The 21,096-nt window shown below is 71.2% G+C and carries 19 protein-coding genes; 11 read left to right on the plus strand and 8 right to left on the minus strand.

Features of this window, described 5'->3' with window-relative positions; genetic code table 11:
- Positions 1-410 precede the first annotated feature (410 nt).
- The 5 genes from ACFY9I_RS15765 (at position 411) to ACFY9I_RS15785 (ending at position 5,247) form a co-directional block, all read left to right on the plus strand.
- Positions 411-2,096: an ATP-binding protein gene (locus ACFY9I_RS15765; protein ID WP_391001840.1), complete on the plus strand. Its 1,686-nt coding sequence runs from the start codon at positions 411-413 to the stop codon at positions 2,094-2,096.
- The gene (locus ACFY9I_RS15770; protein ID WP_391001842.1) at positions 2,093-2,500 is read left to right on the plus strand and encodes a roadblock/LC7 domain-containing protein; all 408 of its coding nucleotides are present in this window, start codon (positions 2,093-2,095) and stop codon (positions 2,498-2,500) included. Before ACFY9I_RS15765 ends, ACFY9I_RS15770 begins: the two co-directional genes overlap by 4 nt.
- Positions 2,497-2,907, plus strand: coding sequence for a DUF742 domain-containing protein (locus tag ACFY9I_RS15775; protein WP_391001844.1), 411 nt, complete (start codon positions 2,497-2,499; stop codon positions 2,905-2,907). The genes ACFY9I_RS15770 and ACFY9I_RS15775 overlap by 4 nt, the downstream gene beginning before the upstream one ends.
- Complete coding sequence (locus ACFY9I_RS15780) at positions 2,888-3,511, plus strand: ATP/GTP-binding protein (RefSeq protein ID WP_391001846.1); 624 nt, start codon at positions 2,888-2,890, stop codon at positions 3,509-3,511. Before ACFY9I_RS15775 ends, ACFY9I_RS15780 begins: the two co-directional genes overlap by 20 nt.
- Before the next feature lie 188 nt (positions 3,512-3,699).
- Positions 3,700-5,247, plus strand: coding sequence for a cytochrome P450 (locus ACFY9I_RS15785; protein ID WP_391001848.1), 1,548 nt, complete (start codon positions 3,700-3,702; stop codon positions 5,245-5,247).
- A gap of 9 nt (positions 5,248-5,256) precedes the next feature.
- Here the strand turns inward: ACFY9I_RS15785 and ACFY9I_RS15790 are convergent, their stop codons facing one another.
- Complete coding sequence (locus ACFY9I_RS15790) at positions 5,257-6,222, minus strand: pseudouridine synthase (protein WP_391001850.1); 966 nt, start codon at positions 6,220-6,222, stop codon at positions 5,257-5,259.
- A 143-nt stretch (positions 6,223-6,365) separates the two neighbouring features.
- Between ACFY9I_RS15790 and ACFY9I_RS15795 the strand changes: the two genes are divergently transcribed.
- Positions 6,366-6,947: a GNAT family N-acetyltransferase gene (locus tag ACFY9I_RS15795; RefSeq protein ID WP_391001852.1), complete on the plus strand. Its 582-nt coding sequence runs from the start codon at positions 6,366-6,368 to the stop codon at positions 6,945-6,947.
- A gap of 20 nt (positions 6,948-6,967) precedes the next feature.
- On the opposite strand, the gene ACFY9I_RS15800 is transcribed toward ACFY9I_RS15795, so the two are convergent.
- Positions 6,968-7,978 carry a hypothetical protein gene (locus tag ACFY9I_RS15800; RefSeq protein WP_391001854.1) on the minus strand — a complete coding sequence of 337 codons (1,011 nt, stop codon included), beginning with the start codon at positions 7,976-7,978 and terminating at the stop codon, positions 6,968-6,970.
- Positions 7,979-8,733: 755 nt separating this feature from the next.
- Between ACFY9I_RS15800 and ACFY9I_RS15805 the strand changes: the two genes are divergently transcribed.
- Positions 8,734-9,579 carry an N-formylglutamate amidohydrolase gene (locus ACFY9I_RS15805; protein WP_391001856.1) on the plus strand — a complete coding sequence of 282 codons (846 nt, stop codon included), beginning with the start codon at positions 8,734-8,736 and terminating at the stop codon, positions 9,577-9,579.
- Here the strand turns inward: ACFY9I_RS15805 and ACFY9I_RS15810 are convergent.
- From ACFY9I_RS15810 to ACFY9I_RS15820, 3 genes are all read right to left on the minus strand, one after another.
- A complete protein-coding gene (locus ACFY9I_RS15810; RefSeq protein WP_391001858.1) occupies positions 9,566-11,185 on the minus strand; it encodes a serine hydrolase in 1,620 nt (539 codons plus the stop codon). The two genes, ACFY9I_RS15805 and ACFY9I_RS15810, sit on opposite strands and share 14 nt — an antisense overlap.
- 345 nt (positions 11,186-11,530) lie before the next feature.
- Positions 11,531-12,376, minus strand: coding sequence for a siderophore-interacting protein (locus tag ACFY9I_RS15815; RefSeq protein ID WP_391001860.1), 846 nt, complete (start codon positions 12,374-12,376; stop codon positions 11,531-11,533).
- A gap of 174 nt (positions 12,377-12,550) precedes the next feature.
- Positions 12,551-13,456 carry a 5'-3' exonuclease H3TH domain-containing protein gene (locus ACFY9I_RS15820; RefSeq protein WP_391002119.1) on the minus strand — a complete coding sequence of 302 codons (906 nt, stop codon included), beginning with the start codon at positions 13,454-13,456 and terminating at the stop codon, positions 12,551-12,553.
- 532 nt (positions 13,457-13,988) lie between these two features.
- Here ACFY9I_RS15820 and ACFY9I_RS15825 point away from each other — a divergent pair.
- Positions 13,989-14,570, plus strand: coding sequence for a helix-turn-helix domain-containing protein (locus tag ACFY9I_RS15825; protein WP_391001862.1), 582 nt, complete (start codon positions 13,989-13,991; stop codon positions 14,568-14,570).
- A 7-nt stretch (positions 14,571-14,577) separates the two neighbouring features.
- On the plus strand, positions 14,578-15,327 hold the full coding sequence (locus ACFY9I_RS15830; RefSeq protein ID WP_391001864.1) for a helical backbone metal receptor: 750 nt from the start codon (positions 14,578-14,580) through the stop codon (positions 15,325-15,327).
- On the opposite strand, the gene ACFY9I_RS15835 is transcribed toward ACFY9I_RS15830, so the two are convergent.
- A complete protein-coding gene (locus ACFY9I_RS15835) occupies positions 15,254-16,618 on the minus strand; it encodes a C4-dicarboxylate ABC transporter (protein ID WP_391001866.1) in 1,365 nt (454 codons plus the stop codon). The genes ACFY9I_RS15830 and ACFY9I_RS15835 overlap by 74 nt on opposite strands.
- Positions 16,619-16,689: 71 nt before the next feature.
- On the opposite strand from ACFY9I_RS15835, the gene ACFY9I_RS15840 reads away from it, so the two are divergent.
- Entirely contained in the window at positions 16,690-17,619 is a 930-nt protein-coding gene (locus tag ACFY9I_RS15840) for a LysR substrate-binding domain-containing protein (protein ID WP_391001868.1), read from the plus strand.
- A 210-nt stretch (positions 17,620-17,829) separates the two neighbouring features.
- Positions 17,830-18,783: a phosphotransferase gene (locus ACFY9I_RS15845; protein ID WP_391001870.1), complete on the plus strand. Its 954-nt coding sequence runs from the start codon at positions 17,830-17,832 to the stop codon at positions 18,781-18,783.
- A 125-nt stretch (positions 18,784-18,908) separates the two neighbouring features.
- Here the strand turns inward: ACFY9I_RS15845 and ACFY9I_RS15850 are convergent, their stop codons facing one another.
- Entirely contained in the window at positions 18,909-19,595 is a 687-nt protein-coding gene (locus tag ACFY9I_RS15850; protein WP_391001872.1) for a gamma-glutamyl-gamma-aminobutyrate hydrolase family protein, read from the minus strand.
- A gap of 35 nt (positions 19,596-19,630) precedes the next feature.
- Entirely contained in the window at positions 19,631-21,076 is a 1,446-nt protein-coding gene (gene eat, locus ACFY9I_RS15855) for an ethanolamine permease (RefSeq protein WP_391001874.1), read from the minus strand.
- Positions 21,077-21,096: the final 20 nt, after the last annotated feature.

Here is a 21,096-nt window from a genome sequence, read left to right on the forward strand (position 1 = left end):
CCGTCTTCGCCTCCGCCTCCGCCTCCGCCTTCGCCGAGGCCACTACGGACGCCGCGCCTGTGCGTCGCCGGCGCCTTACCGCGGCGCCCCCTTACTCCGCCGCCGGTGCCGGTGCCGGTTCACCCTGCCAAGAGGCTCTTCTCGCACGTGTCAAGAGGCTCTTCTCGCACGCCCGCACGCCGTCACTCACTGTGTTCGAATGGAGGCCCAGCGTGTAAATCACCAGAGCGTACTCCTGTCGCGAGGGTGATTTCAGTCGGTTGCTGAATATGACACAGCGATGATCCGGTCGGACTAAGCTCGCCCGCAGCGCACCGAGTTGAGGTGTATTCGTGCGCTTGTTCCAAAAGATACCGAAGATCTAGTTTGAGTCCCCCCGACCGTCAGCCGAACTGTCTTAGAGGGCATACATGGTGAGTGTTCAAAAGCCTCCCGGTGGCCGTGAACTTCCCTACGCGCGCGTGCTGCCGCTCCCGGCGATACTGATGGCCGCGGCGACCGGGACCACCGTCTCCCTGGTGACGGGACCGGTCCGGCTCGCCGTCGGCTTGTGCGGAGCCGTCGCCACGCTCCTGCTCATCGCGGTCGCCGTCGTCGCGGTTCGCGGCGGCCGTCGTACGGTCCGCGATCTGCGTGCCGAACACACGCGGCAGACCGCCTTCCTCGAACAGCGGATCGCCGCCCACGACCAGGAATTCACGCGGCTGGGCAAGGAGATCCTGCCCGCCACGCTGTACCGGCTGCGCACCGGAGAATCCCCCTCAGAGGTGATTCGTCATGTCATCGACGGTGACGCGGAGTGGCGCGGACTTCCCGAGTCGCAGCGCGAACTGCTCCGCACGGTGCTCGGCATCGTCGACCGCGAGGAAGCACTGCGCGACTCCTCGCAGAGGTCCTTCGTCAACATCGCCCGCCGTGTCCAGGCGATCGTCCACCAGCAGAACAAGGAACTGCGGGAGATGGAGGAGGACCACGGGCGCAACCCCGAGGTCTTCGACGACCTGCTGCGCATCGACCACGGCACCGCGCTGATCGGCCGTCTCGCCGACTCCATCGCGGTCCTCGGCGGCAGCCGCCCCGGCCGCGTGTGGCCCCGCCCCGTCCCGCTGTACAGCTGCCTGCGCGGCGCCATGTCCCGCATCCTGGAGTACCGCCGCATCGAGCTCGACTCGATCGCCAAGGTCAATGTCAACGGCGTGTCCGTCGAACCGGTCATCCACGCCTGCGCCGAACTCCTGGACAACGCCACCCGCTACTCGCCGCCCCACACCAAGGTGCACGTCACCGCCGTGGAGGTGCAGACGGGCATCGCCATCGAGATCGAGGACGGTGGCATCAGCCTCAGCGAGGAGACCCGCGCCAAGGTCGAGGACATGCTCGTCAAGGCGCAACAGGGCATGGACATGCAGGACATGGGCGACAGTCCGCGTCTCGGTCTCGCCGTCGTGGGCCGGCTGTCGACCATGTACAAGATGCAGATCTCGCTGCGGCCCTCCGCCTACGGCGGCGTCCGCGCCGTCGTCGTCGTACCCCGCGACATGCTCACCGAGGAGCCCGCGCCCGGCCTCGCCCACGGCATCGGCGCCGCAGCCGTACCGACCATGGACACCGGCGGCGTGGAAGGACCCAACCGCAAGCCCAAGCGTCGCCGCCCGACCACCGGACCGCGGATCCCGAGCTCCGCGGAGGAGATGAGCCGAGGCCTGGACGACGACGTCCCCGTCGTCACCGAGTGGACGGCCAACGGCCTGCCCCAGCGCCGCAGCCGCTCGAAGATCCCGCTCAGCCAGCGCTACGCGGAGGCCGCCGCGGCGGAGGCCGCAGCCGAGGCCGCGATCGCGGCCGCACCCGTGTGGCAGCCCGAGCCCGAGCCGGAGAAGGAACTGCCGCCTCCCGGGATGTGGGTCGAGGCGTTCATGGCCGGTCTGAAGGGCGACCCGGACCCGGCCGCCCGCACCCGGATCCCGGATTCCCCGGGCGACCTGGACGGTCCGACCGGCTCGACCGGCCCGGACGGGGTCACCGGGTTCACCGCCACCACTGCGAACAACGAGTCGGCCCGCACGGAGACCGACGACGAGGGGGACCTCAAGTGATCCAGCAACGAGCCAACTTCGACTGGATGCTGAAGGATCTGGCCGACGGTGTACCCGGCATCCAGCAGATCGTCGTGCTCTCCGCCGACGGCCTGCGGATCGCCCGCTACGGCGGCGATCCCGACGCCGCCGACCGTGTCGCCGCGGCCTGCGCGGGCCTGCAGAGCCTGGCAGGCGCCGTGGCCGGAGAGATCCCGCAGAGCGACGGCCACATGCGGATGGTCATCATCGAGATCAACGGCGGCTACTTCTACCTGATGGCCGCCGGAGCCAACGCCTATCTCGCGGTCCTCGCCAACGAGATCGCCGAACCCGGGCTGATGAGCAACCGCATGCGCGACCTCGTCGACCGGATCGGCTCCCACCTCACCAGTCCGCCGCGGCGGAACGGGCAGACCGTATGACGCCTCCGCGTCGCCAGCGGCGCCAGCCCAAGCACGAGCCGCCTCCACCGCCGCCCCCGATCGACCTCCCGAGCGCAACGGGGGAGCGGCCCCCCGAGCGGCTCTACATCCTCACCGGCGAGGACGGCGAGCGAGCCCCGATCGACCTCGTCACCTTGATCGTGGCGTGTGCCGACGCGCCGCCGTCCGCCGCACCGGAGCAGTCGGCGCTGCTCCGGATCTGCCAGGCACCCCTGTCCGTGGCCGAGATCTCGGCCTATCTCAACCTGCCGATCAGCGTGGTGACCGTCCTGCTCACCGAGCTGCTGACGGCCGAACTGGTACAGGCACGCGCACCGGTCGTCCGGCAGGCGCGGGCAGACCGTTCCCTCCTCGAAGCGGTGATGCATGGACTTCAAAAGCTCTGACACCATCACGGGTCCACGGACCGAGGACCACCTGCCGCACACCGCGCAGGCCGCGGCGAAGATCGTGATCGTGGGTGGTTTCGGCGTCGGCAAGACGACCATGGTGGGGTCCGTCAGCGAGATCAGGCCGCTGACGACCGAGGAGACCATGACGCAGGCCGGCGTCGGAGTCGACGACAACTTCGGCTCCAAGTCCAAGACGGCCACCACCGTGGCCATGGACTTCGGCCGTATCAGCATCACGGACGAGCTGGTGCTCTATCTGTTCGGCACCCCCGGACAGGAGCGCTTCTGGTTCCTGTGGAACGGCCTGTTCGAGGGCGCCCTCGGCGCGGTCGTCCTCGTCGACACCCGCAGGCTGGAGGTCAGCTTCGACGTCATGGGCCGCCTGGAGGAACGCCAGGTCCCCTTCGTCGTCGCGGTCAACGACTTCCCCGACGCGCCCCGCTACGCCATCGAGGAACTGCGCCAGGCGCTCGACCTGGCCGAGGAGATCCCGATCATCCGCTGTGACGCACGACGCCGGGCGTCGAGCCGGGATGTCCTGATGACTCTCATGCGGTTCCTGCACTCGCTGACCGTCTCGGGTGCGGCGTCGGCGTGACCCGTGTGAGCCCAGTACGGCCGTGTGAGTCCTGTACGGCCGTCTGAGCCCAGTACGACCCGTGTGAGCCCAACCCAGTACGAGTTCCGTAAGCGCCCCTGGGCCGGGAGGCGTGCCGTCCCGCACGCCCGTCCCCTCCCGGCCCCCGCCCCCCAGACACCGGATCACCTCAGCTCGGAGCGATCAACGTGACGCCTGAATCCCCTTCCTCGACCGGCACGGACGACCCCACGCTCGGGCCGCCCCCCGGTTGCCCCGCCCACGGCATGGACCCCGGCGGGCTGCGCCGGCTGTACGGACCCGAGGCGGACGACCTGGGAACCGTGTACGAGAAACTGCGCGCGGAGCACGGACCGGTGGCCCCCGCCCTGCTTCACGACGACGTGCCGATCTGGGTCGTGCTCGGCCACAGCGAGAACATGCACATGGTGAGCACCCCGTCGCAGTACTCCCGGGACACCCGGCTCTGGAACAAGCTCCAGGACGGCACGTTCAAGCCCGACAACCCGCTGATGCCCCACATCGCGTGGCAGCCCATCTGCTGCCACGCCGAGGGCGACGAGCATCTGCGGCTGCGGGGCGCGGTCACCGGCGCCATGTCGACCATCAACTTCCGGGGCATCCGCCGCAGCATCAACCGCTACACCCAGCAACTCGTCAACGAGTTCTGCGAGGAGGGCGAGGCAGACCTCGTCAGCCAGTTCGCCGAGCATCTGCCGATGGCGGTCATGTGCGAGATCCTCGGCATGCCGGAGGAGTACAACGACCGGATCGTGCACGCCGCCCGCGACATGCTCAAGGGCACCGAGACCGCGATCGCCAGCAACGCCTACATCACGGAAGCCCTCATGCGGCTCACCACCCGCCGCAGGGCCCAGCCCCAGGAGGACTTCACCAGCCATCTGATCAACCACCCGGCGCGGCTCACCGACGAGGAGGTGGGCCAACACCTGCGCGTCGTACTCATCGCCGCGTACGAGGCCACCACCAACCTCCTCGCCAACGTGCTGCGCGTCGTCCTCACCGACCCCGGATTCCGCGCCCAGCTCAAGGGCGGTCAGATGACCGTGCCCGAGGCGGTCGAACAGTCCCTGTGGGACGAGCCACCGTTCAGCACCCAACTCGCCTACTTCGCCAAGCAGGACACGGAGCTGGGGGGGCAGCGCATCCGCAAGGGCGACGGGCTGCTCTTCGGGATCGCGCCGGGCAACGTCGACCCGCGGGTACGGCCCGACGTCACCGCCAACATGCAGGGCAACCGCTCCCACCTCGCTTTCGGCGGCGGCCCGCACGAGTGCCCGGGCCAGGACACAGGCCGCGCCATCGCCGACGTCGGCGTGGACGCGCTGCTGACGCGTCTTCCGGACATCCGGCTCGACTGTGAGGAAGACGAGCTGCGCTGGCGCGCGTCGATCTCGACCCGGCATCTGGTGAGCCTCCCGGTGCGCTTCGAGCCGAAGCGCAAGGAGGACATCGAGCCGAAACCCCTCGGCCGCCCGATGCCGACGCAGGGCGAGGACCGGCGCATCCCGATGCCGAGCCCGGCACCCGAGGCCGCTCCCGCCTCGTCCCGGTCCACGCACTCGGACCCGGCCGCAGCAGCGGAACCGGCCGCAGCAGCGGAACCGGCCGCAGCAGCGGAACCGGTCGCAGCAGCGGAACCGGTCGCAGCAGCGGAACCGGTCGGCCGACCAGGTGTCCTGCGCCGCCTGCTGAGGTGGTTCAGCGGCGACTGAGCGATTCCCTCAGGCCTGGTCGCCGTACGCCTGCCCCGCCCACTCCTCGTACGACGACCAGGCCTGCAGCACACGTCCGCTCCTGAACCGGTGCGCGAGCCCCGTGACCGGATCGGTGAACTCCAGAGCCCGCGCCAGCAGTTGGAGCGGACGCCGGAAGTCGTCGGTCGGCACGGGGCCCTTCACCTCCGGGTACAGGGGGTCACCGAGGATCGGCACGTCCAGCGCGCTCATGTGCACCCGCAGTTGGTGTGTCTGCCCGGTGCGGGGCCTCAGCCGGTAGCGTGCCAGCCCGTCGTCCCGCTGTTCCAGCAGCTCCACATCGCTCACGGCGTTGGGCTCGCCCTCGATCTGTCGGGCCGCCAGGACGCCGCGCTCCTTCACGATGCGGCTGCGTACCGTGCGCGGAAGGGCGAGAGCCGGATCGTAGCGGGCGACCGCCTCGTACTCCTTGGCGACGAGCCGGTCGCGGAAGAGCGACTGGTACGCGCCACGCTCCTCGGTCCGCACGGTGAACAGCAGCAGCCCGGCGGTGAGCCGGTCGAGGCGGTGCGCGGCGCTCAGCGTGGGCAGGCCCAGTTCCCGGCGCAGCCGCGCGAGTGCCGTCTCGGCCACATGGCTGCCGCGCGGTGTCGTGGCGAGGAAATGCGGCTTGTCCGCGACGACGACATGCTCGTCGCGGTACACGACGTCCAGGGCGAACGGCACCGGCACCTCGCAGGGCAGCTCGCGGTGGAACCACACGAACATGCCCGCCGCGTACGCCATGTCGTGCGGTACCGCACGCCCCTCGGCATCCACGATCAGCCCCGCGTCCAGCATCTCGTCGATCACTCCCGGCCCGGCCGCGAGCCGCTCGACCAGATGATCCCGCACGGTCGCCCACGCCGCCTCCCGCGGCAGCTTCACCCGCACCGGATCGACCCCGTCGCGCTGCGGCAGGGGCGAGGGCGGGATCGGGCTTCTGCGTCTCATCAGAACCAAGCGTACGAGGAGACACCGGCCGCGAGGTGCGAGTCGTCCGCCCTCACGGTCGGTCGGGGGAGGACCGGTTCCACGAGCCCGGACCGTTGGAAAAGCGGTGTGCCCGTCCGCGCCCCGAGGGCAGGATACGGACCATGCCTTACCTCACCGGTCCGGTCCTGCCCGCCGGAACCCTCGCCCAGCGCCCACAGCCCATCCTTCGCACCGGAGACGGCCTGGTCCTGCGACCCTGGCGGACCGAGGACGCGCCGGCGCTCCACGAGGCGTTCCAGGACCCGCTGCTGCACCAGTGGCACGTACGACGGTCCGGGGCGGAGAGTGAGGCACGCGAATGGATCGACGGCTGGCTCACGGCCTGGTCGGGTGAGGACAACGCGCAGTGGGCCGTCGCCGAGGCGAACACCGACCGGCTGCTGGGGCGCGTGGCGCTGCGGAGCATGGTGCTCGCCGACGGCTGCGCGGAACTCGCCTACTGGACCGCGCCATGGGGCCGTGGTCGGGGCGTGGCCCCGCGCGCGACGACGCTCCTGACCCGGTGGGCCCTCGACGAGATCGGCTTCCACCGTCTCGAACTGCTTCACGCCGTCCGCAACGAGGCGTCCTGCCGGGTGGCGGAGAAGACCGGCTTCGCCCTGGAGGGCATCAAGCGCCGGGCCCTCCTTCACCCGGACGGCTGGCACGACATGCATCTGCACGCGCGCGTGCGGGGGGACTGAACGGCGAGCGTTCGCCCCGGTCAGGCGGCGGACCGGTAACGGTCGGTGCCCTCGTGCCAGAGGTAGGAGCCTGCCGCCCAGCCCTGGATGGCCCGGGCGTGCCGGAGCACGGCCCGTTGGGTGTACTGATTCGTCCGCAGATCGTGCAGGGCCTGCGGGAGGTCGGTGCTGACGGTTTCGTCCAGCGTCCTGACGCGGCCGGTCAGGAGGCGGTTGACGAAGGAGACCGCTTCGTGGAGAGGGAGACCGTGGAGTTCCTGCGCCACTCGCACGATGTTGTTCCTGGAGACGCCCTCGCGCACTTCCTTGGGGTAGGACACGATGTCGTTGTGCAGGTCGACGGTGTCCCGGAACGAGTTGATCAGTACGGTGAACGGGCGGCTTTCGCGGATCTCCTCGGTTATCTCCCAGCCGAGCGAGTGCTCCATCAGCAGTGCGCTGCACCCGGCCGCCCCGTAGTCACGGCGCATCTCCGTCTGCTCTATCAGGTCGGGGAAGCGGTGCCGCGTGAGGTTGTCCGTCTCCCACAGTGACGCTTCCAGGAAGTGCCGTAGCGACCTGGTGTACAGGAGCTGCCACGTGAGTGATGCCGAAGGTGTTGTGCGGTTCCAGAGGTCTGCCAGGGCACGTTCCAGCGGGTGCTCGGGCGTCCGGTCCAGGGCGTATGCCTTCACCGGCAGGAACGACATCAGCCGCTCGATCCGGTCCAGGATCTTCTCCCGGTCGCCGAGCGTTTCGCACCAGGGCAGGAAGATGTCGTCGAGGCACCAGATGACGCTGTGCCAGGCGGACAGCAACTCCAGTTCCTGGGCGCAGGCGTGGGGGTAGGTCAGGGCGGTGAAGCGAGTGAAGTCCGCCCGGTCGAAGATCTCGGCGCTCCATCCGCCGTGGTGCGAGTCGGTGTGCTGCGGCTCGAGCAGGCCCACTGAGTGCGCCCAAGCGCGCACGCGGGGACGGACGTCCGCCAGGTGAGGGTTCACCCTGGCCTGGAACGGCATGTAGAACGAGGGTATCTGGAACGTGTCCGCCACGGCTGCCTCCTGTCTGGCGACGACTTTTTCTGCACCACCTTCTGTCCTGGATCGACGGCGCAGGCCACGACCAGGTCCTTGCATTCGCGCTGTGCTCCATACGCTGCGACTGCGGCCCGACGACTCGCGCCCCACCTGCTCCTGCTGACGCTACCGCCGATCCGAGCTCCGTCGCCCGCGTGCCGGGCGGTGCCGTCGACCGCGGCTGCCGCGGCGACCACCGGAGGGCGTGTTCCGCCCGGGGTCACCACCGCCGCGGTCGAGCCGTCGACGGTCGGCCGTGAATAGCCTCCACCATCTCCTGGACGTTCTCCTGGGATTTGACCTTCCAAACCACCATCCGCTGTGAGCCGTCGTGCGTCAACCTCGTTGTCTGTCCGCCGGGTTGAACGGAACGGTACGACGGCACTCGCTTCGCACCATGCGACGGTTTCCGTACCGCCGGAAAGGGCGTGCGGCCCCGGCGCGTGGAGCGGCCCGGTCTCCTGCTCTGCTCAGTGCGCCGTCCGAGCCAGGTTTGCGCGTGGCTGCCGAGTGTCGCTGCCCGGTGCGCGATGATCGTACAAGCCTTCCGCTCGGATAAGAGGCCGGAGCAACGGTCAGTCGACTTCGCCCGCACGAGACCCGCAGGGGTGGGCAGTTGAGGGCGAGGCGTGGGAGCGAGGCAAGAGGGGGAGGGGCCGTGTGGGGTCCGGCGCACGGGGCCGTCGACCTATGCTGAGCGGCCTTCGACAAGCCCACAGTGAGGACCCCGGATGAACGACGCTCCGCCCTCCTTCCGTCTTCTGCCGGGTGCCCCGGATTCCCCCGTGCTCCTCCACGTACCGCACGGTTCACGGGTGATCCCGGCGGCCGTGCGGGACGGCATCGTCCTGGACGACGCCGCGCTGGAAAGGGAGTTGGACCACATCACCGACGCGCACACGGACCGGATCGCCGAGATGGCCGCAGGCCGGGCGGCCACGCGACCCTGGAGGTTCGTCAACCTGCTGTCGCGTCTCGTGATCGACCCCGAGCGGTTCCCGGACGAGCGGGAGGAGATGCTGGCCGTGGGGATGGGCGCCGTCTACACGAGGACCACGCACGGCGAGACGCTCCGCCCGGCCGACCGCGGCGGGCTGCCGCTCGGCGGGCAGCCCGCCGAGGGCGAGCCCCTTGACGGACAGTCGCTTGTCGACCGTTACTTCCACCCGTACGCCGCCGCCATGACCGACGCCGTGACCGATCGGCTCCTGAGGACGGGCCGGGCTGTCGTCCTCGATGTCCATTCCTATCCGACCGAGTCCCTGCCCTACGAACTCCACGGTGACGGCCCCCGGCCGCCCGTCTGCCTGGGCAGTGACCCCTTCCACACCCCGGCCGACCTGCTGGCGGCGGCGGAGGAAGAGTTCGCCGGTTTCGGCGGTACCGAGGTCAACAGCCCGTTCGGGGGCGCCTACGTCCCGCTGCAGTACTACGGAAGCGATCCCCGGGTGACGGTCCTGATGATCGAGATCCGCCGGGACGTCTACATGCGGGAGCCGGGAGGTCCGGCCGGGCCGGGGCTGAAGCGGCCGGCCGATGCGCTGGCGCGGCTCGTGGACGCCGTCACTGACGGCTGAACGTCCCCAGCCCGTTCGCGTCGAAGGCCTCGATCGTCACCGATGTCGCCCTGCCGTTCTCGTCGCCCTTGAAGGTCACGCCGGACAGGCCGGTGGCGTTCTCGCCGACGGTCTCGAAGGAGAACGTGTCGCCGGCGTAATGGGTGAGGCGGAAGGTCATCGGTCGGGGGCCGAGGCGCATGGTCAGTTCGCCGTTCGTCTCGGTGACGGTGAGGGGGCCGTAGTACGAGTTGGCGTAGGTGCCCGTGTAGGTGGCGTCGGCGCGGGCGTCGGAGGCGTCGTCCGGGGGCTTGGTGTAGTCCGTGGGGGAGCGGAGCCTCTGCTCCTCCTGCTCGTAGACCTGACCGGCCAGGTCCAGCCAGTTTTCGGTGGGCTTGCCGTGCTGGGCCGTGTCGAAGAAGTCGAACGACACGGCGTCGGCGAGACCGACGGGCTCGCCGTTGGTGAGGACGGCGATGCCGAGCTGTTCGCCGGGCAGCATCATGACGTTGGTGTTGGCGCCGAGGGCGAAGGCGCCGGAGTGGCTCAGGCGGAGGCGGCCGAGGTCGTCGTAGGCGACGTTCCAGCCCAGTCCGTAGAAGCCGGCCCGGCCCGCCGGTGCGGGCGGCGGACTGGAGACGATCTCGGGGACGTGGGTGCGTTCGAGGGGATCGGCGGCGATGATCCGCTCGCCGTCCAGTTCGCCGTCGGCGAGCTGGAGCCGTAGCCACACGGAGAGGTCGCGGACCGTGGAGCTGACACCGCCGGCCGGGGACTGCGCGTCGGCGTCCCGGACGTGCCGCGCCTCCCAGGAGCCGGTGCCCGTGCCGCCGCCGTCGTCGCGGACGTGGGCGAAGGCCTTGTTCGTCGCGGCTTCGTAGTCGCTGAAGCGGGAACTGGTGGCGTCCATGCCGGCCGGTTCGTAGAGCGTGTCCTCGGAGAGCTTCTCCCAGCTCGTCCCGGAGGCGTCGGCGACGGCCTCGCCCGCTGCCGTGAGGCCGAAGTTGGTGTACGCGTAGCTCGAGCGGAACGGTGACAGGGGCTCCAGGCGGAGGTGGTCGAGGATGTACTTCCGGTCGTAGCCGAGGTCCTCCAGCAAGTCCCCGGCGTGGTCGGGCAGGCCGCTGCGGTGGGAGAAGAGATCGGCCACGGTGACGTGGTCGGTCACCCAGGGGTCCTTCAGGGCGAAGCCCGGCAGGTGCTCGGCGACCGGGTCGTCCCAGTCGACGGTCTTCTCGCCGACCGCCCCGGCGATCACGGTCGAGGCCATCGGCTTCGACAGGGACGCGAGCTGGAACACGGTGTCCGGTCCGACCTCGGCGTCCTGGCCGACGTGTCGCTTGCCGTAGCCGTCCAGGTGGACGACCTGGTCCTTGTACACGACGGCCACCGCGACGCCCGGCACCCCGGTCCGGTCCATACCGCGCTCGACGATGCCGTCCAGGGCGTTGACGGCCCGGTCGACGTCCTCCTGAGTGAGCTGGGGCGGCGGCTGCGGCGGGGGAGCCGCCGACGCGGTGACGGCGCCGTACGGGGCACCGCCGAGGACGAGGACGAGGAGCGAGGCCAGGGCCGTAGCGCCCGGGATCCTGCTCCTACGGCGTGTCCTCGTATGCCGCACAACCATGTGTTCATTCAAACGGGTGAGGCGGGCTTTGTCCTGTGGAGGACCGTTCAAGACCCGTTCGAGCACTGTTGAGGACTGCTCGAGCACTGTTCGGGACAGCCCGGGGACCGGGCGAGGGCGTGTCACGGCTCATGAGGACCGGGCGCGGGCTGGGACGGAGGACGGGGAGGCGAGGGCCGGGCACGCGGGGGAGGGGAAGGCTCGGTGGGGCCGGGCGATTGGCCGGTGCGGTGTGGTGCGGGCCGGAGATCCGGTCGGCCCGGAGATCCGGTCGGCCCGGAGATCCGGTCGGGCCGACGGGCCGTCGTACCGGGGGCGGAGGGCACCCCGGCCGCTGGCCGGCGGTCATGTCGTCGCGGACGCGCTCTCCTGCTCCGCCTCGACACGCGCGTTCCACTCCTTCTTCGACGCCTGCCAGCCGTCCTCGTCGTGCCCGAGACGCCAGTAGCCGGAGATCGACAAGTCCTCGCGGGGGATGGCGAGTTCGACGCGGAGCAGTCGACGCAGTTCCTTCACGAAGCCCGCCTCACCGTGGACGAAGGCATGCAGCCGGCCCTCGGGGAACGGCAGCGCGCGTACGGCCTCGACCAGGGCGGCGCCGACGGGGCGGTCCCCGCGGTGCAGCCAGACCACGTCCACATCGGAGTTGATCTTCTGCTCCTCCTCGGGGCCGGCCACCTCGACGATCGCGTGGACGCGGGAGCCGTCGGGGAGGGCCTCGAGCGAGGCACCGATCGCGGGCAGGGCGCTCTCGTCGCCGACGAGGAGATGCCAGTCCGCCTCAGGGTTGGGTGCGTAGGCGCCGCCGGGGCCGAGGAAACGGACGAGCTCGCCCGGCTGGACGCGGGTGGCCCAGGGGCCCGCGATGCCCTCGTCACCATGGAGGACGAAGTCGACGGTCAGCTCGCGCAGTTCGGGGTCCCAGGCGCGCACGGTGTACGTCCGGGTCACCGGCCACTGGTCGCGGGGGAACTCCGCGCGGATCCGCTCCAGGTCGAAGGGCTCCGGGTAGGCCACGCCCTCGGGACCGAACAGCAGCTTCACGTAGTGGTCGGTGCTGCCGCGCGGGGAGAACTCGGCGAGACCGTCACCGCCGAGCACGATCCGCTGCATGTGCGGGGTGAGCCGCTCCGTGCGCACGACTCGCGCGGAGTGGGGCTTCGGGGTCCTGCGTACCGGACGCTCTGCCATGATGGCCTCCCAAATGGCTAGCTAAGGCTTGCCTAAGTTAGCATCCCCCCCAGATGAACCCCCCATGCTCGAGGCGTGTGCGAGGACTTCACGATGTGACTCGCGCCTCAGACCCCTCACCACCGAAGTGTCTCCCCAGCACTCCGGCGTACGCCCCGTCGCGGGGCGTCCCTCTCACACCCGCAGCGTGGTGAGGAGCCGCTGCAGCGATCCGCCGAGCCCCCAGCGCGCCCCGAGCGCGTCCAGCGCCGCCGGATCCCGCGGTTCGCGCGGAAGAGCCGTGTCGACCTCCGGCAAGGGTACGTCGGCCGCCACCCGGACGACCTTGGGTGCGACCGCCACATAAGGTCGTGCCTCGTCGAGCCTTCTGCGCTGCGACGGGGTCAGCCTGGCCTTCGGGTCGTCGACCGCGGCCATGATCCCGGCCAGGTCACCGAACTCGTCGAGCAGTTTCGCGGCCGTCTTCTCACCGATGCCGGGCACGCCCGGCAGCCCGTCGCTCGGGTCGCCGCGCAGCAGGGCCAGATCCGCGTACCCGCGCCCGTCCACCCCGTACTTCCCGCGCAGCCACGCCTCGTCCGTGACCTGCAGCGTGCCCACGCCCTTCAGCGGGTACAGCACGCGGACCCCCCGCCCGTCGTCGACCAACTGGTACAGGTCGCGGTCGCCGGTGACGATGTCGACCGGGTCCTTCGCGTGGGCCGTGAAGGTGCCGATCACATCGTCCGCCTCGTACCCGGCGACGCCCACCCGCGCGATGCCGAGCGCGTCCAGCACCTCCTCGATGACCGGGACCTGGGGCGCCAGGGTGTCCGGCACCTCCTCCTCGTCCGGTCCGACCGGGTGCTCCTCGGCGACGCGGTGCGCCTTGTAGGAGGGGATCAGCTCGACCCGCCACTGCGGCCGCCAGTCCGCGTCCATGCACGCCACCAGGTCGGTCGGACGGTGGTCCCGGACCAGGCGGTCGATGAATTCGAGGAGCCCGCGCACGGCGTTCACGGGGGTGCCGTCCGGGGCCTTCACGGATTCCGGCACCCCGAAATAGGCGCGGAAGTACAGCGAGGCGGTGTCGAGAAGCATCAGGCGTCGGGTCACGCCCCGCATCATGCCGCACGCCACGGCGAAGGGGCTCATGCCGTACGCCACGGAGAAGGGGCTCATGCCGTGCGCCACGGCGAAGGGGCTCATGCCGTGCGCCACGGACACGCGTCGATGCGGCTCGGCGGCCGTGTCGCCGTCCTGCGCGACGGCCGGATCGTCCGGACCGGCACCGCCGAGGACACCCTGATCGTGTGACGGAGGTGTGACGGATCGTGTGGCTGCCCGGTGGCCCCCAGCCAACTCCGCGCTCCCCACGGGAACTTCCCGGTGCGGCGGAACGACCCTCCCATCGGCGAGAAGTGTGAGCATGGACCCCCACTTCGTGCACCGGGATGTGACGGGCGCATGAAACGGTTTGGCGAACATGCGTAGGGTGCAGAGAACTCATCAGGAGAAGTGCGCCCGATGAGTGCCGGACGGGTGGGCATCCGTATCCGGGCCAGTGAGGCGTTCGCGACCGACCCCGTGGGCGTCCGTGATCCGACCGACGAGCGAGGAGGGAGCCGGAGCTATGGGCGACCACAAAGAGCAGCCCCTTCGGGTGGGCGCGGCCGTCCGGCGGCGGCGCCGGGCACAGGAGCTCACCCTCGCCGCCGTGGCCGCGCGCAGTGGCCTGTCGGTCCCCTTCCTCAGCCAGGTGGAGAACGAACGGGCCCGCCCCAGCCGGCCCTCCCTGGAACGCATCGCCGACGCCCTCGGCACCACCGCCGTGGAACTCCTCGCCGCCGCCGACCCGGCGTGCAGCGTCGATGTCGTGCGCGCCGCCGCCGACGAGGGGTTCACGCCCCCCGAGTCCTGCTCGCGCTCCCTCGTGCGTGGGCACCACCAGTTGCACGCCATGGAGTTCAGCGGCGACCACGACGAGGGCCGCGAGGTCCAGCACCGCAACGACGAGCTGATGTACGTGGTCGACGGTGCCGTCGAGGTCGAGGCCGAGGGTCGCGCGCACCGCCTCGGCCGCGGCGACACGCTGTACATGTCCGGTGGCGTACGGCACCGGTGGCGGGCCACCGAGCCCGACACCCGGGTGATCGTGGTGGCTGTCGCGGACCACATCGAGGCCCTGGAGGACCGCCACCGCAAGGGCGCGTGAGGGCACCGTGCCTTCCGTGTCCCGCGTCGTCTCCCTGGTCCCGTCCCTGACGGAGGCCGTCGCCGTCACGCTGCCCGGAGCGCTGGTCGGCGCCACCGACTGGTGCGCCCACCCAGGTGATCTCGAGGTCGTACGGGTCGGCGGCACCAAGAATCCCAGGACCGACGTCATCGCGCGCCTCACCCCCGACCTCGTGATCGCCAACGAGGAGGAGAACCGCGAGCCCGACCTGGCCGCCCTGCGCGAGGCCGGCGTCGCAGTTCTCGTCACCGAGGTACGGGACGTGCCGGGCGCCTTCACCGAACTCGACCGTGTGCTGCGGGCCTGCGGAGCCCGTTCCCGGCCGCGCTGGCTCGACGAGGCGCAGTCGGCATGGTCCGCGCTCGTGGGGACTCCCGTCGCGCCGACACCCGAACGCCGTACGACGGCCGTGGTGCCCGTCTGGCGCAGGCCCTGGATGGTCCTCGGCCGGGACACCTTCGCCGGTGACGTGCTCGCCCGGCTCGGCGTGGACAACCTCTACGCCGGACACGCGGAGCGCTATCCCCGCGTCCCCGTCGAGGAGCTGCGAGCCACCGCCCCCGATCTCGTCGTCCTGCCCGACGAGCCGTACCGCTTCACCGCCGACGACGGCCCCGAGGCGTTTCCCGGACTGCCGTGCGCCTTGCTGAGCGGACGTCATCTCACCTGGTACGGGCCGTCGTTGGCTGAGGCTCCGCAGGTGCTCGGCGCGGCGCTGCGAGCAGCTCGCCGCTGACCAGCCCGCGCGCGGTGTGCACGGCGGCCGTAACCCAGGCCGCCACCAGCAGTGCGTACAGCGCGACGGCGAGGACGTCGAAGGCGCCGAGCCCCGTGTGCCGGGCCAGCCCTTCCGCGCCGGTCACACAGGTGCCCACCGGGAAGGTGAACGCCCACCACGCCATCGAGAACCCCATGCCCCGTCGCCGCGCCCGCACCACCATCGCCCCGGAGAGCGCGAGCCAGAACAGCGCGAACCCCGTCACCGGGACGCCGTAGAGGACGGCGACCTCGACGAGGCCGTGCGTGTACGGGGCCGGCACCGCTCCGGGGGCCGCGTCGGCGAGGTTGCCGACAGCGGTGGTCGACTGCCCGAGAGGGCCCAGCACCAGGAACATGCTCGGCGTGAGCGCGAGCGGCAAAGGTCCCGCCGTCAGCAGCCGCCCGAACACCAGCGGCAGCACGAGCAGCGTGGCGAGCAGGCTAAGCCCGAACAACGCCAGACAGCCCAGCAGCAGGGTCAGCCGGGCCTGCCCGGGTGGCAGATACGGGACGAGCAGGGGGCCGAGCGCGGCGGAGACCATCGGTGCGACGAGGGGGAGGAGCAGGACGGGGGAGATCCGGACCGGTTCGATCCGGTGCCGTACGACCGTCAGGTACGGCACGACGACGGCTCCGACGAGGCCCACGGCCGTCCCGGCGCCGAACAGCAGCACGTCCAGCCCGACGGCCGCGCCGACCCCGATCCAGTCCCGGCCGACGACCAGGGCACCGCCGCCCACGGCCGACAAAGCCATGGAGAGACAGCCGTGGAAGGGGGCCACGGCGGGGTCGAGGAGGTGGTCGCGGGCCTGGTCGGGGTGATGGATCCAGTGCAGGGTGCGGGCGCCGAGGACCGTGACCAGGGCGAGGAGCGCGAGCGCCCACACCGCCGCGCAGGCCGTCCGCAGACCCGGCACGTCCAGGGGGAGCCCGGCGCCCGCGGTGGCCACGGCGGCGGTGCCCATGACCGGGGCGTACCAGTGGGGGCCGAGGTGGCGGAGGCCGGGCAGGCGGTGGCGGGGGTCAGGAGGAGCCGCGGATGAACCGAGCGGACGGGCAGGGGTCCCCGGTCGGCCCGGCCGCTCGTGGTCGTCCGGGTTCTTCGGTCGGCCCGGCCGCTCGGGGCGGTCCGAGTGCTCGGGGCAGTCCGGGTACTGCGGGTGGTCCACGTACTGCGGGTGGTCCGGGCGGTGAGGGTGGTCCGGGTTCTCCTGCTGGTCCGGATGCTGAGGATGGAACGGCTGCTCTGGGCGGACTGCGGTGGCCATGTGCCCGAGCGTCATGCCGCTGGACGGGCCCCACCAGGGAGTTCGGTTGTATGGGGGCATAAGCTTGGGTTATGGCTGAGAGCGAGGAGCGGGGCGGTGGGCTGGCCCATCGCGTGCCGGATCTGGGGGCCCTCGAACTGCTGCTGGCCGTGGCGCGACTGGGCTCGCTCGGGCGGGCGGCGCGGGAGCTGGGGGTCACCCAGCCGGCCGCGAGCAGCCGGATCCGCTCCATGGAACGGCAGCTCGGCGTCGCCCTGGTCGACCGCTCGCCGCGCGGTTCCCGGCTCACGGACGCGGGGGCGCTGGTCACGGACTGGGCCCGACGGATCGTGGAGGCGGCCGAGGCGTTCGATGTGGGCGCACAGGCACTGCGGGACCGGAGGGACTCCCGGCTCCGGGTCGTCGCGAGCATGACCATCGCCGAGTATCTGCTGCCCGGCTGGCTCATCGCGCTGCGGGCAGAGCGCCCGGACACGGCGGTGTCGCTCCTCGCGGGCAACTCCACGGTCGTCGCGGAACGGCTGCTCGCCGACGAGGCCGACCTGGGCTTCGTCGAGGGGCCGACCGTTCCCGCCGGGCTGGACGCGGCCGTGATAGCCCACGACCACCTGATCGTCGTGACCGCGCCCAGCCACCCGTGGGCCCGCCGCCGCAAGCCCCTGGAGGCGGCGGAACTGGCCTCCACACCGCTGATCCTCCGCGAGAAGGGCTCCGGTACCCGTCAGGTCCTGGAAACGGCGCTCGGCAGCCTGGCCCGGCCCCTCATCGAGCTCTCCTCCACCACGGCGGTCAAGTCCTCCGCGTTGAGCGGCGCGGGCCCGGCCGTCCTGAGCGAGCTGGCCCTCGGCGAGGAGCTGTCCGCCCGCAGACTGGTTCGCATCCCCGTGGACGGCGTGCGCCTACGCCGTGCCCTGCGTGCGGTCTGGCCGACGGGACACCGGCCCGCCGGCCCCGCACGGGACCTGCTGGGTCTCACCAGGGGGCCGGCGGCCGGCGGCTGAGAGGGGCACACGGTACCGGCCCGGCCCTTGCTCGCCGCGAAGCGCGGGTAACCGTACGAGCACCACCCATCACCCGCCCTCGGCACCCATCACCCGCGCTCGCCACCGATCACCCGCTCGCCACCGATCACCCGCGCTCGTCGACCCATCACCCGCCCGTAAGGGAAAAGGACTGGCGCGGGTGAGCGCGGTGCCCTCACGATGGCGGGCATGACCCCCACCGCCCCGCCCGCCACCGGCGTCCGTGCGCACTGGGAGGCGCTGCCCGCCCACGTCCGTGACGCTGTCGCTGAATTGCTCGGTGATCCGGTGGTCGCGGCGGCCACCCAGTCGGGCGGCTTCTCGCCCGGTGTCGCCGCCCGCGTCATCACCGCCGGGGGCCGTCGCGCCTTCGTGAAGGCGGTGAGCGCGTGGGCCAACCCCGACAGCCCGGGGATCCACCGCGCCGAGGCGCGCCATGCCGCCGCGCTGCCGGTGGAGGTGCCCGCGCCCCGGCTGCTCGGTACGTACGACGACGGTACGTGGGTCGTGCTGGTCTTCGAGGACGTGGTGGGTCGGCAACCCCATGTGCCCTGGAGGAAGGCGGAGTTGGGGATCGTACTGGACGCGGTGGGGGAGTTGAGCCGTACGCTCACGCCCGCGCCCATCGACGCGCAGCCCCTCGTCGAGGGCCTGGAGGACGCGTTCCGGGGATGGCAGCGGATGATCGACGAGGGCGACACGGGGGAGGGGCTCGACCCGTGGACCGTACGGCAACTGCCCCGGCTCGCCGAACTGGCCGCCCGCTGGTCCGACGACGCCGTCGGGGACACCCTCGCCCACTGCGATCTGCGCGCCGACAACATGTTGCTCACGCCGGACGGCCGGGTCGTCTTCGTCGACTGGCCGCACGCCCGCGCCGGGGCCGCGCCCTGGTTCGACCTGCTCCTGCTGCTGCCGTGTGTCAGGGCACAGGGAGGGCCCGATCCCGAGGAGGTGTTCATGGCCCATCCGCTGGGACGGGAAGCCGACCCGGACGGTGTCACCGCCACCCTGGCGGCCTTCGCGGGCTTCCTGATCAGCAGCTCCCGCCGACCACCGGTACCCGGCATCCCGACCCTGCGCGCCTTCCAACGCGCCCAGGGCGAGGCGGCGTCGGAGTGGCTGAGAGCGCGGCTGGGGTGACTCGGACAGGAGGACGGCCCCTTCTCGGGCAGGGGAGGCCCCCGCTCGGCTGGGAGCCCCGTGAAGCGCCCGCTCGGCCTCACCTGAGCGACTCCGCCCGGCTCTCGGCCGCAGCGACGTCCCCCTCAGGTCGCCGCCTCCGTGAGGGCCCGCATCACCCGTACGTCCTCGCCCATCTCGGGATGCCACTGAACGCCCAACACCCAGGCAGGGTCGGGTAGTTCGACGGCCTCCACCGTGCCGTCCGCCGCGTAGGCGGAGGCCAGCAGGCCTGTGCCGAGCCGGTCGACCGCCTGGTGGTGGTAGGTCGGTACGTCGGCCTCCTCGGGGGTGATCTCCGCGTAACGGGTGCCCGGTACGGGCTTCACCGGGTGGCGGCCGAAGACGCCCACCTCGACGACGTGGTCGTCGAGGTGCTGCACGAGCGTGCCGCCGAGGGCGACGTTCAGCAACTGCATGCCCCGGCAGATGCCGAGCAGCGGCGTTCCGGAGTCCAGGGCCGCCCGGATCAGGGCCAGCTCCCAGGCGTCGCGGGCCGGCGCGGGCGGGCCCGTGCGAGGTGAGCGCTCGGCGCCGTACCGGGACGGGTCGACATCGGGCCCGCCCGCGATCACCAGTGCGTCGAGCCGGGCGACGGTCTCCGTCGCGTGGGACGGGTCGTCCGGCGGGAGCATCGCGGCGAGGCCCCCCGCCGCCTGGACGAGGCGCGGATAGCCGACCGGCAGCAGCGCGGCCTCCAGCTCCCAGACGCCCCAGCGGGCGCCGGACTCCAGATAGGTACTCACACCGATCAGCGGCCTGGCCACACACATGCTCCTTCCAGCGGCGGGACGGCGTCCCGGAGGTTTCAGTCCCTACGCAACTCTGCCTCGGCGGCGGCCAGCGCGGCGAATTCCTCCTCCGGCGCCTTGGCCACCAGGTGCTTGCGGCTGTAGAAACCGAAGTAGGCCACCGCGACCGCGTACACGGCGAGCGCGATGACGGCGGCCGTCACATCCACCAGGAAGGTCGCCACCAGCGCCGAGCACGCCAGGACCAGCGCGACCGAGGAGGTCAGCACGCCGCCAGGGGTCCGGTACGGCCGCTCCAGATGCGGTTCGCGGCGGCGCAGCACGATGTGCGACAGGGACATCAGCGCATAGCTGATCGTGGCACCGAAGACGGCGATGTTGAGCAGGCGGGCGCCGTCCCCCATCGCCGCCGCCAGGACGAAGCCGATGGTGCCCGGGACCAGCAGGCCCAGGTAGGGGGCCTTGCGGCCGCTGGTGAGCGACAGGACACGGGGCAGGTAGCCGGCCCGGGAGAGCGCGAAGAGCTGCCGGGAGCCCGCGTAGATCAGCGAGAAGAAGGAGGCCACGAGGCCGGCCAGACCGGCGTAGTTGACGAACCGGCTGAGCACGGTGGCCTCACCGTTCGGCTGGAGCGCCTCGACGAGCGGGTTGCCCGCCTCCTGGATCGCGGCCGAGCCGCGCGCTCCGGCGGCGGTGAGGAAGGTCATCACGGCCAGCACCACGAGCACACCCATCGACCAGCGGATGGCCTTGGGCAGCGTACGGGCGGGGTCCCTGGTCTCCTCGGCGGCCAGCGGCACACCCTCGACACCCAGGAAGAACCACATGCCGAACGGGAACGCCGCCCAGATCCCGAGGAGCCCCATGGGGAGCCAGGAGTTCGCCCCGAAGGCGGAGGCGTCGACCGGGATGTCGTCGAGCGAGGCCACGTCGAAGTCGGGCAGCGCGCCCAGGGCGAAGACGACGAGGGCGGCGACCGCGAAACCGGTGACGACGAAGCTGACGATCAGCGCCTCGCCGACGCCCCACAGGTGGATGCCGATGAAGAGCGCGAAGCAGAACAGATAGACCGGCCAGCTCGATTCCAGGCCGAACAGGCCGAGCGACTCCACGTAGTCACCGATGAAGATCACGATGGCGGCGGGCGCGAGGACGTACTCGATGAGGATGGCCGTGCCGGTCAGGAAGCCGCCCCACGGGCCGAGGGCCCGCCGTGCGAAGCCGTATCCACCACCCGCCGTGGGCAGGATCGCGGACAGCTCGGCCAGGGCGAAGACCATACAGGCGTACATGGTGCCCATGAGCACCGTGGCGATCGCCAGGCCGCCGAAGCCGCCCTCGGCGAGGCCGAAGTTCCAGCCGGAGAAGTCGCCGGAGACGACGTACGCGACACCGAGACCGGTGAGCAGCACCCAACCGGCGCTTCCCCGACGCAGAGCTCTGCGCTCCAGATAGTCGTCGGGCTTGTCGTCGTCGCTCGTGCTGGTGGATCTCAGGGACATGGCGCAACTCCCCACGGGGC

The sequence above is a fragment of the Streptomyces sp. NPDC012510 genome, from assembly GCF_042955065.1.
Taxonomy (GTDB): domain Bacteria; phylum Actinomycetota; class Actinomycetes; order Streptomycetales; family Streptomycetaceae; genus Streptomyces.